Annotated in this window: 15 protein-coding genes and 4 pseudogenes; 8 read left to right on the plus strand and 11 right to left on the minus strand. The window is 60.7% G+C overall.

The features are described 5' to 3' along the window. Nucleotides 1-49 precede the first annotated feature (49 nt). Entirely contained in the window at nt 50-964 is a 915-nt protein-coding gene (locus ABQJ48_RS30200; RefSeq protein ID WP_367841624.1) for a PhzF family phenazine biosynthesis protein, read from the minus strand. Nucleotides 965-1,055: 91 nt separating this feature from the next. Then, nucleotides 1,056-1,142, minus strand: a pseudogene (locus ABQJ48_RS30205) (carbohydrate ABC transporter permease); the annotation flags it as partial. On the opposite strand from ABQJ48_RS30205, the pseudogene ABQJ48_RS30210 reads away from it, so the two are divergent. After that, nucleotides 1,122-1,430: pseudogene (locus tag ABQJ48_RS30210) on the plus strand (efflux RND transporter permease subunit); the annotation flags it as partial. The pseudogenes ABQJ48_RS30205 and ABQJ48_RS30210 overlap by 21 nt on opposite strands. 66 nt (nt 1,431-1,496) lie before the next feature. Here ABQJ48_RS30210 and ABQJ48_RS30215 read toward each other — a convergent pair. The 3 genes and pseudogenes from ABQJ48_RS30215 to ABQJ48_RS30225 form a co-directional block, all read right to left on the minus strand. After that, nucleotides 1,497-1,775: pseudogene (locus ABQJ48_RS30215) on the minus strand (efflux RND transporter permease subunit); the annotation flags it as partial. Nucleotides 1,776-1,787: 12 nt separating this feature from the next. Beyond that, nucleotides 1,788-2,024 (minus strand): annotated as a pseudogene (locus ABQJ48_RS30220) (NAD(P)(+) transhydrogenase (Re/Si-specific) subunit alpha); the annotation flags it as partial. Nucleotides 2,025-2,190: 166 nt separating this feature from the next. Continuing rightward, a complete protein-coding gene (locus ABQJ48_RS30225; RefSeq protein WP_367841625.1) occupies nt 2,191-3,114 on the minus strand; it encodes an NmrA family NAD(P)-binding protein in 924 nt (307 codons plus the stop codon). Nucleotides 3,115-3,344: 230 nt separating this feature from the next. On the opposite strand from ABQJ48_RS30225, the gene ABQJ48_RS30230 reads away from it, so the two are divergent. The 7 genes from ABQJ48_RS30230 to ABQJ48_RS30260 all read left to right on the plus strand — a co-directional run bounded on the left by ABQJ48_RS30230 (nt 3,345) and on the right by ABQJ48_RS30260 (nt 9,822). Continuing rightward, a complete protein-coding gene (locus ABQJ48_RS30230) occupies nt 3,345-4,961 on the plus strand; it encodes a long-chain fatty acid--CoA ligase (protein ID WP_367841626.1) in 1,617 nt (538 codons plus the stop codon). A gap of 97 nt (nt 4,962-5,058) precedes the next feature. Then, nucleotides 5,059-5,277, plus strand: a complete 219-nt coding sequence (locus ABQJ48_RS30235; protein WP_367841627.1) for a hypothetical protein — start codon at nt 5,059-5,061, stop codon at nt 5,275-5,277. 452 nt (nt 5,278-5,729) lie between these two features. Then, a complete protein-coding gene (locus tag ABQJ48_RS30240) occupies nt 5,730-5,936 on the plus strand; it encodes a hypothetical protein (RefSeq protein WP_367841672.1) in 207 nt (68 codons plus the stop codon). 1,285 nt (nt 5,937-7,221) lie between these two features. Next, nucleotides 7,222-7,674 (plus strand): MaoC family dehydratase, encoded by a 453-nt coding sequence (locus ABQJ48_RS30245; RefSeq protein ID WP_367841628.1) that lies wholly within the window; start codon nt 7,222-7,224, stop codon nt 7,672-7,674. A 35-nt stretch (nt 7,675-7,709) separates the two neighbouring features. After that, nucleotides 7,710-8,420 carry a flavin reductase family protein gene (locus ABQJ48_RS30250; protein ID WP_367841629.1) on the plus strand — a complete coding sequence of 237 codons (711 nt, stop codon included), beginning with the start codon at nt 7,710-7,712 and terminating at the stop codon, nt 8,418-8,420. A 149-nt stretch (nt 8,421-8,569) separates the two neighbouring features. Beyond that, nucleotides 8,570-9,481 carry a LysR family transcriptional regulator gene (locus ABQJ48_RS30255; RefSeq protein WP_367841630.1) on the plus strand — a complete coding sequence of 304 codons (912 nt, stop codon included), beginning with the start codon at nt 8,570-8,572 and terminating at the stop codon, nt 9,479-9,481. 77 nt (nt 9,482-9,558) lie between these two features. Next, nucleotides 9,559-9,822, plus strand: a complete 264-nt coding sequence (locus tag ABQJ48_RS30260; protein ID WP_367841631.1) for a hypothetical protein — start codon at nt 9,559-9,561, stop codon at nt 9,820-9,822. A gap of 424 nt (nt 9,823-10,246) precedes the next feature. Here the strand turns inward: ABQJ48_RS30260 and ABQJ48_RS30265 are convergent, their stop codons facing one another. From ABQJ48_RS30265 to ABQJ48_RS30290, 6 genes are all read right to left on the minus strand, one after another. Beyond that, complete coding sequence (locus ABQJ48_RS30265) at nt 10,247-11,725, minus strand: YncE family protein (RefSeq protein WP_367841632.1); 1,479 nt, start codon at nt 11,723-11,725, stop codon at nt 10,247-10,249. After that, the gene (locus ABQJ48_RS30270; protein ID WP_367841673.1) at nt 11,725-12,219 is read right to left on the minus strand and encodes a DUF305 domain-containing protein; all 495 of its coding nucleotides are present in this window, start codon (nt 12,217-12,219) and stop codon (nt 11,725-11,727) included. The genes ABQJ48_RS30265 and ABQJ48_RS30270 overlap by 1 nt, the downstream gene beginning before the upstream one ends. An 876-nt stretch (nt 12,220-13,095) precedes the next feature. After that, nucleotides 13,096-14,070 carry an alpha/beta fold hydrolase gene (locus ABQJ48_RS30275; RefSeq protein WP_367841633.1) on the minus strand — a complete coding sequence of 325 codons (975 nt, stop codon included), beginning with the start codon at nt 14,068-14,070 and terminating at the stop codon, nt 13,096-13,098. A 112-nt stretch (nt 14,071-14,182) separates the two neighbouring features. Continuing rightward, a complete protein-coding gene (locus tag ABQJ48_RS30280) occupies nt 14,183-14,584 on the minus strand; it encodes a hypothetical protein (protein ID WP_367841634.1) in 402 nt (133 codons plus the stop codon). Beyond that, nucleotides 14,584-15,009 (minus strand): hypothetical protein, encoded by a 426-nt coding sequence (locus tag ABQJ48_RS30285; protein WP_367841635.1) that lies wholly within the window; start codon nt 15,007-15,009, stop codon nt 14,584-14,586. Before ABQJ48_RS30285 ends, ABQJ48_RS30280 begins: the two co-directional genes overlap by 1 nt. Nucleotides 15,010-15,023: 14 nt before the next feature. Continuing rightward, nucleotides 15,024-15,560: a tautomerase family protein gene (locus ABQJ48_RS30290; RefSeq protein WP_367841636.1), complete on the minus strand. Its 537-nt coding sequence runs from the start codon at nt 15,558-15,560 to the stop codon at nt 15,024-15,026. Nucleotides 15,561-15,647 lie beyond the last annotated feature (87 nt).

Genomic DNA, 15,647 nt, shown 5'->3' on the forward strand with positions numbered 1-15,647 from the left:
TCGGCTCGAGCCGAGTGCAACGGCGGTTGCGGCTGATGTCAAGCTTCGCTCAGTGTTCACCCGCAAGTTCAAAAGAGCCCTCCATCACGGTGACGCATTTTCCGCCGACCCGAACCTCTGCCCGATCATCGCGCGTATCGACCTTCACGGACAGGATGCTTGGGCGTCCCATATCCACACCTTGCGCGACGCACATCGACAGTTCCGACAGGCCGCGCACCTCGGCGATCAACGCGGCGGTCGCGGCCGTCGCGCTGCCGGTGGCGGGGTCCTCGGTCATGCGCGGAGTGAACATGCGCGCCTCGAGATCGCAGACCTGTGCGGACCTGGCGGGGCCGACTTCCCGCGTATAAGCGTAAATGGACACCGCGCCGTCGATAGGCAGCAAAACCTTGTACGCGGCGAGGTTCGGCATGCAGCGGCGCAACGCCTCGCGTGAAGCGAGTTCAACGACGAGAAACGGCAGGCCGACCGAAGCAACCTGAGGCGCGTGGGTATCGACGCGAACGTCGCCCGCAGTGAGCGACAGACAGGCCGCGGCCCGCCCCGCGGAAACTTGCGACAACCGCGTCAGCGGCTCGGGTGCGACCAGTTCGGCGCCGACCACGGCGTCACCCTCTTTCAACTGTCGCACCGGAACGAGGCCCGCGATCTCCTCGAAGACGAGCACGTCGGGCAACGGCTGCTGCCGCGATGCCGCCTGTTTTGCGAGCACGAACGCCGTGCCGATGTTGGGATGGCCGGCGAAAGGGATTTCGCGGCTCGGCGTAAAGATTCTCACCCAGGCAGTGTGAGCGGGACTGCGCGGCGGCAGCACGAAGGTCGTTTCGCTGTATCCGAACTCGCTCGCGAGGGCCTGCATCTGGGCGCTCGACAAGCCTTGCGCGTCGAGCACGATGGCGACCGGATTGCCGCTGAATTGGGTGTTTGTGAATACATCGGCAGTGACGTAGCGGCGAATCATGGCGTTCCTCGGCTGGCTAGTGGCTTTCCAATGTTATGCCCATTTCCGCCGTGAGTCGCCGATAGGGGAGCGCCGGTTTCGCGCCCACCCCTCACCCCTTCGTCGCCCCAAACGTCAAGCCGGCGACAAAATGCTTCTGCATCGGAAAGAACATCGCAACCGACGGTATGTGCGCAATGCATGTGGAGGGATGGTGCCGTTTAGCGCCTTCGCGAGCGGCCAATGGACGTACGGGTCGCCCAAGCTCGAACGCTACAACGGTGTATCGGCTGTCGAAATCCAGGGGGCGGCCGCGCCGGGCAAGAGCACAGGGCAGGCGCTGGGCGCGATGGAGAAGATCGCGGCCCAATTGCCGGCGGGCATCGGCTTCGAATGGACCGGTTTGTCGCTGCAGGAAATCGAGTCCGGCTGCCAGGCGCCTGTTTTGTACGGCGTCTCGATCCTCGTCGTGTTCCTGTGCCTCGCTGTCCCGAGCAGTTCACGGGCCGCCTCGGAGAGTACGATGGGACAACTGCAGGCATGTGCAGGAACCGAGCGACGTCATGAGGATGGGCCGCAACCGCAAACGTGACGCCTCGAGCGCCGCTGCCACGGGTCCCATGCCCCGGGTCTGCTGCAATTCCCGCGCGAACTCCACGATCAGGATGGCGTTCTTCGCGGACAGGCCCACCGTGGTCAACAAGCCCACCTGAAAGAACACGTCGTTTTCGAGTCCGCGCAGCGTGGCGGCGAGGAGTGCGCCGATCACGCCGAGCGGCACGACCATGATCACGGAGAACGGAATCGACCAGCTCTCGTAGAGGGCCGCCATGCTGACCTAAGGTTCTGATTCGGTGGGGCTCTGAACCTTGAGAACGAGTTCTGCGCCGAAAGCTGTCGGCGCAGCGACAAGTTCTGCGCCCGCAGTTGCGTACGCGTCGTCCAGAAAGCTCGCGGCCGTTCCAGCGCCGCTCTGTACAGTAACCCTGTGGCCCTGCGACACGTACTTCCTGACCGTCTCGGGCGTCGCGGCGACGCGTGTTTCGTACGGCCGCGTCTCGGCTGGTATTCCGATGTTCATGTTTGAGATGATGGCGTGGTTGGAATATCACCGGGCGAACGTCCGCGGCTCTCGCGCTTCTTCCAGCGTTGAGTACCGCGACCCTGTATGGAACGAAGCCGCAGCAGATTTCTTGCATAACCCTTGCGCACGCGTTGCCGCGCGCGCAAGGACATCGGCGCGGAACTCAAGCTTCTTTAGGCGATGCGGTGAACTTTGCCGCGTTCTTTTTGACGAAGTCATGTACGCTGAGCGGTGCTTGCCCCGTGAGCGTGACCACGTCATCCGACATGCGGTCGTAGCGTCCCGCGCGATGCAGGTCGGCCATCGTCGCGAGGTGGTTGACGAGGTGAATCGGCAACTTGCGTTCGATCAAACCCTCGCGCCACGGTCCAGCGGGAACGTCCTGATAGGTAATCATGCGGCCCAGCGCTTTCGAATACTCCTGCGCATAGAATTGCATGTTCTCGGATTGCGGGCCGGTGAGATGATAGGTCTTGCCGATATGCGGCTGTGGATCGGCCAGGAGCGCCGCCACCACGCGCGCTACGTCTTCCGCCGCGACGGGTGAAGTTTTGCCGTCGCCGAACGGCAGCCGGATCTGGTCGGCCTCCTTGACAGAGGGCGACGAAAACATCAGGAAGAAGCCTTCGAGAAACACCGTAGGCCGCACGTGCACCACGGGCAGGCCCGACCAGTCCAACGCCTGTTCGGCCAGCCAGTGCAGCTTGTGCTGCGGGCTTGCAGTCGTTTCGGTGACGCTCATCTGCGAAAGCGTCATCTGCGACATGTTGATGAACGCCTTCACGCCATGATGCTTCGCAACGGCCGCCGCGTTGATGGTTGCGGCGAGATACGCGTCGGACACGGACATCGCGAAGTACATCGTCTCGCAACCGACTATTGCCCTATGCATCGAGTCGAGATCAAGCAGATCGCCGACCACCACTTCGGCACCCATGTCGCGCAACGCCTGCGCACGCTCGTCGTCCGAGCGCACCATCGCGCGCACCGCTTTACCTTGTTGCAACAGCAATTCACTGACCGCGCGCCCGACCGCACCAACGCGGCCTGCGGCGCCGGTGACCAGAATGGGCTTCTGTTGTGCCATTTGACTGCTCCTTTTGAACATTGATACATAAGCCGGCCGTACGCTTCGCGCCAAGACCGGCGTTCGCGCCCTACGCTGCCAGCTTCAGGATCTCCAGCACGCCCGGATTCGGCGCAATGATGGCTTCGCTGTTCATCGCTGGCTCCTGTGGTTTCGCGTTAGTCAAGCATGCGCCTGCGCGCTTGCAATCAGTAACCGGCGCTTGAGCGCCAACGACGGAGTTCTAGCAAATGCGCTCTACGATGATGGACCAACCGCTCCTTATCTCTTCGATTATTCGTCATGCGGCTGCCTGTCACGGATCCACGGAAATTGTCTCGCGGGTAAGCGACGGGTCGCTGCGTCGCACGGACTACTCCGAGGTCTACGAACACAGTAGCAAGCTTGCAAATGCACTCACCTCCTGGGGATTACAACGCGGAGAGCGCGTTGGAACCCTCGGTTGGAACGACCATAGGCATCTGGAGATCTATTACGGGGTCTCGGGCGCGGGTTTCGTCTGCCACACCATCAGTCCGCGACTGTTCCCACACCAGATCGTCTATATCGTCAACCGTGCCAGCGACAGCGTCCTGTTTTTTGACCCCAGCTTCGTTGCTCTTGTAGCCGGTGTGCGGGAACGCCTGAGCACGGTCAAACGGGTCATCGTGACGTGTTCCTCGAGCGCTATGCCGCCCGAGGCCATTGCGGAAGGTTTCGAATGCTATGAAGAAGCCATCGTGGCACATGAGGACACGTTCGAATGGCCCCAGCTAGACGAAAACGACGCGGCCGGCCTATGCTACACGTCGGGCACCACTGGCGATCATAAGGGCGTTCTCTATAGCCACCGCTCGACTGTGCTTCACGCGTTGGCGGTCTGTGCGCCAGATGTCTTCAACCTAAGCGAGGGCACGACCATCATGCCGGTGGTTCCCATGTTCCATGTCAATGGCTGGGGGCTACCGCATGCCGCTCCGATGGTTGGCGCGCGGCTCGTTCTCCCTGGGCAAAAACTCGACGCGGCGAGCCTCTATTGGCTCATTACAACCGAAAGGGTGACGTTCACTGCAGGCGTCCCGACCGTTTGGGGCTCGTTGCTGGACTGGATCGACGACAACAAGGGCGAAATCGCCCCGTTGGAACGCGTCGCAATCGGAGGCGCCGCATGTCCGCAGATCATGGCTGAGCGTTTCCACAAACAGAGAGTTGACGTCGTCCATGCATGGGGGATGACGGAGACCAGCCCCGTGGGCCTGACTAATCGGTGCCCGGCACCCGCATCCCTGGCGCCGGAGGGAACCACGTCGCTCAATCAACGACTGAAGCAAGGCAAGCCGCTATTTGGAGTCGAGACGCGAATTCTGAATGATGACGGCCGCGTCTTGCCGCACGACGGCACCACTTCCGGGCGCCTTCAGGTCCGGGGCCCGTGGATTGGATCTTCCTATTTCAACCTCCCCTTGGACCGCGCAGACAGTGCCAACGAAGGGTGGTTTGAAACCGGTGACATTGCAACGATCGAAGCAGCCGGAACTGTCGAGATCGTCGATCGTGCCAAGGATGTCATCAAGTCAGGCGGTGAGTGGATCAGCTCCGTTACGCTCGAAAATGCCGCGATGTCCCATCCCGACGTGTACGAAGCAGCCGCTGTTGCCCGCGATGACGAGCGATGGGGCGAACGTCCGGTACTTTTCGTAGTACTTCGCCCCGGATCGGCTCCTTCCAAAGAAGGCCTGTTGTCCCATCTCGGTACACGCGTCGCTCGGTGGTGGATCCCGGATGAGATCCATTTTGTTGACGAATTGCCCCATACCGCCACAGGCAAGGTCGTGAAGGCCACGCTTCGGTCCCGCCTCAAGCAGTGAGGATCTCGACTTCGGTGTTCTAACCGTGCGCGCGCCGCGCACGACGTAGTGCTGACGCCGTGAAGGTGCCAGATTCCCTATTTAACTGGAGAAAGCAATGCCACGACTGGATATTCCCGGTGACGTTCGCCGCGTTTTCGACGTCATTAAAGACGGCGGAGTAGCGATATGGCCCAATGACGTCGGCTACGGGATGATCGGGGGAACCACGCAGGCGCTGAAGAAGATCTTCGACACGAAGAAGCGCGGAAGTCACAAGAGAAACGCCCTCATCGGCGACGCGATCACTCAACGCGAAGTGCACAAGCTCGAATGAACCGCCCCGGATTTGGTGTGCTTCGATGTTGCCATTCACGGCCGTAGTAATGCGCGCGATCAGGGCGGGGGCCGATTCAACGCTAATGGTCACCGCCGTCACCACTGCCTCCGGTTCAGACGTCCCGTCAGAGCATCAGCTTGACGACGAGCGAAACAGGCAAACGAAGCCGGTTTTGTTATGTCGGGAAACCGGAAACCCCGCATCAGCAGCCCATCTCACGTTTCGCCATGACGGAGGCGGGTACCGCTTGTGAGCCCGCAACGACATAATACGCTGGAGACCGGCATATCACGAGCAGCAGACGGAGCGGTGAGCCTTTACGGGATCCGAATATGTTGGCCTGCGTACACAGGCCGCATCGTCAGCCTTGCAGGCGCGACCTGCGCAAGCGTGCGTGCTATCGTGCCGGCTCGATTGAAAAAGTCGGCAGTTGAATGGATCGTTTTTTTATGCAGCGCGCAAGCGCAGTCCTGTATTTGCTTCACCGCCGTCGCGAATGGTCAACACGGATTGAGTCCGCGCAGACCGGCGACGCACAGTTTGAGATGCAGCAACTCGCCGTGATCGAGCGCCTGATCCTCGATGTCAGCGCGGGACGTGTCCACGCATTCGAGTTGGACCATCCAAAGGCCGTTGCAGTATTCGTCTCGGACTAGCGCGGGCAGCGTGCGAAGGCTGTCAAAACGGCCACCCGTACTCCAGTGATGGATTGTGGCGATCGCCATTGCGGATAGAGGAAGCGCTGACGTGAGGAGGGGGTCGAAGACTGTCCGCCGTCTCCTTATGGCGGACAGTCTCGATGCTGCGTTGGGGCACTGCGCAGACAGGTGCGCATTCCTGTCTACTTGAACAGCCGGCGCCAGGCTTGCCGATCACCTGGGTTCGGGGAGAATTACCCTATCGGGTAATCCTCACATGAGCATCAATCGTGACGTGCTGTACTGGTTCCTTGGAGCCAGTACTTGTGATTGCATCATGGTGCATGTCGTGCCTGATGGTGTCCGCCTTTCCCAAGAGCGTATCCACCTTCACGACCGCCGTAGCAATCACGCAGAGGATAGTCAAGATCCAAACTATCACTCTCAGGACCTTCAAAATGGTCCGAAAAACCGTTTCTGCTTTCAGAAACGACCTGCCTTTGCTTTTCTGCTTCTGGCGCATCTGTACCTCCTTGTGGGCTGGGGGTGGCTGTGTGCTCCCGCCCGGATGAGCACCCAGGGGTTGCTATAGCAACTCCGGACTGCCCACCCGACCCACCTACCCGCCAGGGAGGTAGCGATCAAAAGGGTTTGGAGGCCTTCTGATCAACTTACCAAAGATATCATCGCCTTCTCTGTGCGGTCAATTGACGCCCGTTTGATGAAGCGCATCGATCGCTATATGGCATTTCGGATAGTGCAGAACCATCGACGACCGATTGCTCGCCGCCGCCGCACGCGAACACTCGTGCCGCGACACCATACCAGGCGATCTGGTCCGCCCTTTCGCCAGCCTCGATCGCATCGCCCAGCGCGACGAGCACGATGCCATCTCGCGCCGAAACAGATCGGCGCGCGCCGCAGCGGCTCCTTCCCTGACGATGGTTCGTTCCACCAGATTAGCGGTGGTAACGGAGCGCCTCGTCAAGTCTATGGCGTTGTCGTAATGGCAGGGGAAGAAGCAGATCGGGACGCGTTCGTCAAACCGGCAGCCCTGCGACAGTGAAGATGGTCATTCCGTCTATCCTCTCGGCCGTTGTTTGCGAGAAATAGTTTGCGCCGAACCTTGCCGGCAACCTGGCGGCACCCGCGGCCCGTTCGATTATTGATCCGCCTGAAATAATGCATTCAGCGGCACCCTCTTACTCCTCCTCGAACTCTTCCCTACAGTAGCGTCACGGCCCATGGGATAACGACGCGACCAGCCGGTCGACCCGCCTCCCTGGCTCGGAAGGAGACGCTCATGAATCGGCAGCCGCTTTATTTCGACGACCTCAAGGTCGGCGACACCTCCACCACCGGCACGTACGAAGTCAGCGCGGCCGATATCAAACGGTTCGCCGCGGAGTTCGATCCGCAGCCCTTCCATCTCGACGAGGACGCCGCCCGCGGCACCATGTTCGGCGGCCTCGCGGCGAGCGGCTGGCATACCGCGGCAATCACGATGCGCCTGCTCGTCAGCGATGGGCCGAAGCTGGTCAACGGCGTACTCGGCGCTGGCTGCGAAGTCGAATGGAAGATGCCGACGCGTCCCGGCGACGTGCTGCACGTCGAAAGCGAAGTGGCGGAGCTGAACCCTTCCCGCTCACGCACCGATCGCGGAACGCTGGTGCTGCGCTCAAGGACGATCAATCAGCACAAGCAGATCGTGCAGACCATGACCGCCAAACTGATCGTTGCACGCCGGCCCGCGTAACGCAGACTGCCCATCATTTCGCAACGACCTCCCCCATGATCGTCGATCCCTCCACCCAGAACGCCGCCGCGAACTACAAGCTGCTGATCGGCTCGATTCTGCCGCGCGCCATTGCGTGGGTCAGCACGCTGTCGAAAGACGGCGTGGCGAACCTCGCGCCGATCTCGTTCTTTACCGCGGTCGGCCGCAAGCCGCCGATGATTTCGATCTCGATGCAACCGCGCTCCGACGGCGTCACGCTGAAAGACACGTTCGTCAATATCCGCGACACTGGCGAGTTCGTCGTCAACATCGTGAATCTCGAGCTCGCGGATGCGATGCACCGAAGCGCTTTCGAGTTCCCCTCCGACGTCGACGAGTTCGAGGCGATTGGCCTTGAAAAGGCGGAATCGCTGACGGTCCGGTCACCGCGCGTGAAGACGGCGCCGATCGCACTCGAATGCAAGCTCGAGCGGATCATTCCGATCGGCGATCAGCACGACCATGTGGTGTTCGGCGAAGTGCTCCGTTTCCAGATCCGCGACGACCTCTACCTCGATCGAGGACGCATCGACACCGGCGCACTGCAGGCTGTCGGCCGCCTCGCCGCCGAATACACAGTCGTGCAGAGCGCATTCACGACGCCGCTCGGCCCACAGGTGCTCGCGCGCCTTCAAGACCGCCGCATCGGCCGGCTCGACGACTTCGAGGACGGCTACTCGCCGATCGACGCGGCAAGCTGGTCCGCCTCCGGCGCGACGCGCTGACTTTTGTGCGGACCAGACTCGCAGGAATGACCGTCGAGGCGCTGAAGGCCGGACGCCCGCGGCCGGTCATGGACATCACCGGTCACTAGCAGCGGCGCTCACGATTTGCGGTCTAATGGCGTCTTCCCCATCGAACGGAGACGCCGATCATGGACCGCATCGCAGCGATGAACGCCTTCGTCCGTGTGGTGGAAGCAGGCACGTTCACGAAGGCAGCGGAAACACTCGACATGCCGAACGCGTCGCTGACGCGGCTCATCCAGAAGCTGGAAGAAGAACTGGAGGTTCGTCTGCTGCACCGCACGACGCGCTCGGTCACGGTCACACCGGAAGGCGCGCTCTACTATGAACGGGTCGTGCGCCTGCTTGCGGAACTCGCGGATATCGAATCGTCGACCACGCACGCGCGGATGAAACCGTCGGGCCGACTGCGTGTGGAGGCCGCGACGGCAATCGGCGCGCTCGTGCTGATCCCGGCTCTCGACCACTTCTACCGCACCTATCCTGAGATCGGGATCGAACTCGAAGTTGGCAATGAACGCGTCGATCTGATCGCTGAAGGCTTCGACTGTGCGATCCGTGCCGGCACGGTCGACGAGCAGTTCATGGTCGCCCGGCAGATCGGCAGTTTCGGTTTCACTACATGCGCGACGCCCGCGCTGCTCGACGCGCACGGCACGCCGACATCGCCGGACGAGTTACGCAAGCTGCCGACGATCGGCATGATTCCGTCCACCGCAGGCTACCCGCCGTCGTTTCCATTTTTGTATGACGACCGGAAAGAGGGACTCGAATTGAGGCATCGGCTCGTCGTCAATGATACGAATGCTTACATCGCGGCGGGCCTCGCCGGTCTCGGCGTCATCCAGGCGCCGACCTACTCGGTGCGCGATGCGATCGTCGCGGGCAAACTCATGCCGCTCCTCGTGGAATGGCGGCAACCGACTATCCCCGTGCATGTGATCTACGCACCCAACCGCTATCTGAGCGCGAAAGTGCGCGTTTTTATCGACTGGCTCGTCGAACTATTCGAACAGGACGAACATTTGCGCCGTCGGTGAGGCGACCGGGATGCGCTCGCTGAACGTGAACAGTCTGGCTGCCGTTTGAAGTCGGGGAAGTCGGTTACTGGCCAAGTATGGTGAGCGCTTCGCGCACCGGCGCGAGCGGGGCAGCAACAATTCCGCTGAGCGGTGTGTTCATTTCGTGGATCAGAAATGTTGCGATGGAAGTCGATGCCGCGCCCAATAAAAACGTCGGGTCGACATTCGTGTTGGGGGACGTCAACGGGCCAAATGAGCTGAAGATGATGCACAGCCATAACACCAGTGCTAACAGTAGTGGCAGCAAGCTCTCGCATCGCCAGCACTTCGTCGGCGCTCTGGATGGCGCGCGCCTGTAAGCGACGTTGCGCTTCACTGTACGAACTTTTCGCCGACGAGATCAGCAGTCCAAGTACTAATGCGGCCATCGTGGCGGTCAGTCCCATCGTCAGTTTGATGACGCTCACCGATTCATCGCTCAGATGACGCTTTGCAGCAGAGAGTGCGGATACAACCCGAGCAGCGCGCTACCACAAACGCACGCGAACACAATGATAGCAATGCCTGGATGATGTACGCTTGGGTTCTCCGTTTCTGCATGTAAGCGGTAGTCTTCGCTATATGCCGTGCCGCTGCGTCCGCTGTTTCGGAGCGCTCTGGTGGCGAAAACGTGACGACCGACGCCGCCATATCGCAATCGGACCAACCTGCAGGCTGCGCAGTCAGCAGTCGTCGGGAACTGACCGCATCGCCTTGCGCTGTCGTCCGCAACGGCAGATCCGATTACAGCGACTGCACCTGTACGGGAGCCCCGGGCTTGCCCGAGACCTGGGGGGCGACCACGAGGTAGCGGCGCTTGTCTGCGGCGGTTCTCACTCCCGGCGTGACCAGTTGGCGAATCTGGCCGAGAGCATTGACGATCGCCGAGCCAGCGGGATTGGACATGAAATTCGCAAGCACCTGCACATCCCCCGAGCCATCCGGGTTATCGGCAAGACCGAGTACGTAGGGCTGCTTCGGTTGTAGGCCGGTGACAGCGGCCTGGAGAACCTGCACGAGCCCCTGGTCGAACAGCGCGACAGTCGTAGGTGCATTTGCGGCATCCGCGGTCTTGCCCGACCCCACCGGCACCAATGCAAGATGCACGCTCTGACCAGCCAGACCGAGTGCCTGCAGGTTCTGCGTACCATCACCTTCCGGCACCGCATTCGGCACATAGGTGACAGCCTGCGGCGCCTGGCCGATGGGCACGGTCGCGATGACCGTGTTGGTCAGTGCGTCGATCGCTGTCATCGCATCGGCGTTCTCGAGACCGACATAGATGCGGCTGCCATCCCCAGACGGCCATAGCCCATGAGGCAGGTTGCCGACGGGGATTGTCGCGACCTGCGAAAAGTCGTCGGTTCGAAACACCTTGATCACATTCAGCCCTCCAACGGTGACGTACGCGAACGTGCCGTTGGCGTTATGCACGATGTTCACGTGATTTGTGATCGGGCCGGTGTCGAGCGTTCGGATCAGCGCGAATGGCGGCATTGCATCGAACACCTGGACCTTGCCGGTGTCCTTGAGCGTGAACCAGACCTGCTTGCCGTCGGGCGTCGCCGCGAGGTCGGGACAGAAGGGGCTCGCCTGCCTGACCGTGCCGACGATCTTGTGATCGGCCACGGACACCACCTCGGTCTCCGGGTTAAAGGACGAACAGACGTAACCATACTTCCCGTCGGGCGAGAAGATCTGCATGCCCGGGCCAGCCGGGACGGTAATGCGAGTCCTCTCCTCGTACGTCTTGCCGTCGAGTACCGCGACGTAGTTTTCGCCTCGCACAGTGACCCAGACCTCCTTTCCATCGGGAGTAAAAAAAGCCTCATGAGGCGAACGGCCGACGTAAGTGACGTGCTTGACGGCGTTAGTCTGCGTATCGATGAATGAAACTGAATTCGATCCGATCGAGACAACCGCAATCGTGTGATGGTCCGGCGAGTAACCCATGCCGTGTACGAGCAGTTGGCCTTTGTACAACGGACTGAAATTGCCGGGCGAGGGATCGCCGAGACGAATCAGGCCAACCAGCCTGTTGTCGGCGGGGTCGATCACCGACACCGTGTTCGAAAACTGTTCGGCGGCGTAGACGCGATCATGGTGGCTTATTGGAATGTCTCGATCGGACAGCGATCCCGGCGCCTGTCCAGCCCAGGCAAATTGCGCTGCGGCCAGCGCAGCTACCGACACCGTGTTGGTAAAAGTCGATTGGCGGTTCATCACTGCTCCTCGCGCAAAGGGTTAGGCGTATGCATTCGCATCACAGGGCCGGACGTGGGGCGGCCGGGCGCGGTCGGGACAGAAGCTGGCTTTTGTTGGTCCGGAGCGGGGGCCGGTGGCCGCAATGGCTGTCCTAGAGCGACGCGCATGGCCACGATTTCCTGTTGTTGCTCGACGACGATCTCTTGCGCGATGCGGCGTAACTGTTCGTTATGCCCGTAGCGCAGTTCAGCCTGTGCCATGTCGATTGCGCCCTGATGATGAGGCACCATCATCTCGACGAAATCGCGATCGACGTCGCCTGTTGGCTTGACGGACATGCCGTCCATCATCCTCGTCATCGCGGCATTGTTCTCTGCCAGGAAGGGCGCTTCGTCGGGCGCGGCGGTTTGCAAAGGCGCAGCGACGGCAGGTGCGCCGCAAATTGCCGAGATCGTCAGCGCAATAACGATGCTCAGGATCGTTCGCTCGGTATGAGGAGTTGGGGTACGCACCACGGCTCTCCAGTTGTGTCAAACAGACGTCGCGACAAGTACAAGATACTTGCCCTTCACACGATGCGACAAGTCCCGAGGATCCTCGCACAGCGCCGGGGTAATGGGTTGGCCTTCACCCATCTCTAGCCTGGACGCCACCGCGGTTTCCTCGCGCTTCGCCCCTCGCCCATACCGCCTTCTCGACGTGCACGATCCCATGCTACATGGCGCCGATCGGTGGCCTTCCCGCGTGCACCCGCGCCGCGCCGATGACGTTGTGCGACTGGCGGCTTTTGAGCTACCTCAGCGCTTCGAGACGTTGCTCATGGATAACAACTTTAGGCGGTGATTGGTGCGTGAACAATTGCACGATGGCGTAGCAGAACGGCATTCCCCTACATCAGCGAACGCGCACTCCCCGACACGAAGCGGCCGCTCGGGCTTTCGGGACTCAATGGCCCCTTCCGAGGTGCTTTGGACGCCTCGCAACTGTTCATGAACAAGTCGGCAACCATAGACCAAGGAGCCTTGGACGTGGCATCCGAATTGCAGGTATTCCGGGGCCGCTTGCCGATGCCCAAGGGGTTGGCAGGTCGTTGTTCTTCACCTGTCCGCTCGACCCAACCGCTCTCGAGCGCACGATTCAGATCGACGAGGTTCGTCAGACGCTGCACCCGCGTGGTGATCAGCCCAATAGCACGAGCCGGCACTGTTCAGCTAATGTGTCATGCTGTCGGGCCTCGATCTCCTGTTCTGCGCGCGGCGCGCCGCGAGTCCGTCGGCCACTTCGTGTAACGCGGTCTGGATCATCTTTTCGTATTGCGCGACCGAAAGCACTGCAAATTGGGCCATTGCGGTGACGGAAACCACGTGTGCATCGCCGGCCCACTCGCGCTAGTCACTGAGAGGATTGCTGCCTGCGATGAACGCCGCCCGAACTTCGTCCACTGTCTGTCCCGGCGCTTGTAGATGCGGATAATGGCCGAGTTTAGGGAGAATCGAAAGCTTCAGAGCGTTGCGGTTCGCATACTCAATGCCCATTTCCTTCTTGATATAGATATCCTGTTCGCCCCACACCACCTTCACGGGAACCTTCAGCTTTGCCATATTGGCTTCGAAGTAGTCCTGGTCGCGGGTGAAGCAGGAGTAGTAGTGGAAGAAAGCGTCTGCCGACGTGACATCACCGTTCCACCATTTCGCCATATCGTCTCTGAACTCCTGGGACAACGGGTAGCGCTCCTCCGCCGACATGCCGCGGAAGAATGTGTTTGCCAGGATTTCGTCACGGTTCTGGTTCATCGCGGCACGCACGGCGCCAGAGGAAGGCTCTGACTTCAGGCCCTGCAGGCTTTCGTACATGTACTGTGGGCGGTTGAATGGGGCAAAGTCGCCGACAATGATCTCCCTGGCGATATCTGGTTGCTCCAATGCCGCTAGCAGCGCAGGCAAGGCCCCGATATCCGTCGCGTAAATCACCAGCTTCGAACTGTCGATGCCGGACGTGCGGATATAGTCTTTGAGTACTCGGGCATAATCCTTCGGCGCGTATGAGAAGCTATCGGCACCTGGTCGCGAGGATTGTCCGTAGCCCGGCCAGTCAAACGCATGCACCTGGTAGTCGCTGGACAGGGATTCGGCAATCGGCTTCCACGCATACATTGTCTCCGGGAAGCCGTGCAGGAACAGCACAGTACCCTTTGGATGCGCGGGCCGATAGACCATATGACGCAGCTTGATGTCTGGATTGACCTGCACCTCGCCGACTTCAACCTTCGGCACCGACGAGGATGACGTCGGCACAATCCCGCACGGGGATATGCCCACAGCTACTGCCGAGAAGCGGGTCGCCTTCGTTACGGGTTTGAACATGATCGTGATCCTCATCAAGTGCGAAATTGCGCCGGGTAAACTGTGCTTCACGGTTTGAGGATTTCAAGGGGCGCCAAAAGCCGTGTACTCGCCCACTACGTTCCAGCGCTTCCTACTGGGCAGAAGGCGGATTCAAAAGCTTGCTCAACGGCTTCAGTGGGCCGATTGGGAGGAGCGAGAATGTCATTAAGTGCGCTTTCCCCAAGGGAAGTGCCTCAAGCATTTCATGCGCTTGATTGACGTCCGTAACGTTCAGGATGAACGCCACCCCAGCCCGGTCTTGTAGTGAATACCACTGGTCAATCTTGCCCTCGAGGTAGAGTTGCGCGGTCTCTCGGACTTCGGTCGGAAGACTGTGCTGGACAAGCTGCATGTCCGTGCCCGGCGGAAAGGTTCCAACCGCCAAGATCTTCGTGGTTGGCGTGGTTGGCATCGGAGCGGTGTGCGCCATGGAAACTCCAGTAAAAGCGACCAGCACAGAGGCTGTTGTCAGATTAAGAAGAAAGCGTTTCATCACGTCCCAATCGCCGCCGCTTCCGGTCCCGTCAGATAGCAATCGCGGAAGCGCTCGTCGACGCGCTCCCACATCAGCCTCGAAAACAGCAGCACTGCATTGAGCGGGCGATGATTAATAACTACGGAATCCGTCTCGCCCTCTTCGTTCATATGCGCGACGACCACCGTCTCGATCGGCACGCCCTGGATCTGCGAGCGATAGGACTCCATATACAAACCGTCGCGAATCGCGCCCTTGTAGCTGTGATGCTGGAATTCGTAGAGCGGGACCGCGTGTTTGATCACGGAGAGAATATTGGCTCGTCCCTCGATCGGACGTTTCAGGACTGTGGCCTCGAGGGTCGCGTTTTCCGCGAGGCTCGTCAGCCAGAGCGGCGGGCCGCCAGCGGGTGTCATCACGGGGGCTGTGTCGTTGAATTTCATGTTAGGCGCTCTGGTTATGGTTTGCTCGCGATGCCTGCACTGGCGGCATCAAGCGCTGCTTCGAGCGTAATGCGCGCCTTTTCCAGGCGGCGTCGCGCGAGCCGTTCTGCGCCCGCGCCGCGCTCCGACTCGCCCGCCAGCAGCGCATGAATATCGGGCAGCATCCAGATCGCGCCGCGCGTCCCCCAGGCACCATCCGGAATCTCAGTTGGAAAGACCCAGACGCGCGGCGCGACGTCATCGAACGGACAGTTCTCCGCGCGGGCCACCGCTTCCGTAACGTTCCTGACGAGGGCGCGACGCGATTCGTCGGTGTATTGCCCCTCGGGTACGGTCGGAATGATCCGGTAGCGGATCGTGTTCGTGCGTTCACCGCCGATGTAGATCGCAGCCGGCCGATGAAGATGGAATACGGTGACCTGCTGTGCGATCGGACTGGCGGGATCGTACCCTTCGGCCTCGATGAGGAGGTCGGTCAGTTCCTTGACGAGGCGCGCTTCGGCCTCGGGCGTCAAGGCGTCCTCGGGCCACAGTGCATCGATCATTGGCATGGTGCTGCTCCTGCTTTCAGTTCAGTGGATGTGGCCATGATCGGGGTTTACTGGTGCGGCCAGAAGTGGCAGCATCGACATTATTCG

Origin of the sequence: Paraburkholderia suaedae, from assembly GCF_040812055.1 — a bacterium.
In the GTDB taxonomy this organism is placed as follows: Bacteria; Pseudomonadota; Gammaproteobacteria; order Burkholderiales; family Burkholderiaceae; genus Paraburkholderia.